This is a genomic window from Paraburkholderia sp. SIMBA_054, assembly GCF_046534875.1.
GTDB classification, from domain to species: domain Bacteria; phylum Pseudomonadota; class Gammaproteobacteria; order Burkholderiales; family Burkholderiaceae; genus Paraburkholderia; species Paraburkholderia hospita.
This window is the reverse complement of the sequence record NZ_JAWRXV010001155.1, coordinates 1-257: the sequence shown is the minus strand read 5'-3', so window position 1 is coordinate 257 and position 257 is coordinate 1. Positions and strand designations below refer to the sequence as shown.

Annotated in this window: 1 protein-coding gene; it reads left to right on the top strand. The window is 55.6% G+C overall.

The window, feature by feature from the left end:
• Nucleotides 1–257 (top strand): hypothetical protein (locus tag SB822_RS58780; protein ID WP_410859333.1); only part of this gene is annotated, 257 nt, incomplete at both ends.

Sequence of the window (257 nt, the reverse complement as noted above, 5' to 3'; positions counted from 1 at the left end):
CGATCGCTTTGCTGATTGTCGGGGCAGCTACCGCCGTTTGGCAGGAGCAGGCGATTTTGTGGATTATGCTCGCGGGCTTGCTGTCCATGGCGGTCGCCCAATCGCTCGCTTCCCCGGTCCCGCTGCAATCAAAGCCCGTACCGAGAACACAGAAAGGGCCGAGCGCCACGGCAGAATTGTTGAAATCGAAAGGGTTTTTGACGGTTCTCTTGGTATCGATTCTGCTGCAAGGAGCGCATGCGGCTTATTATAATTAC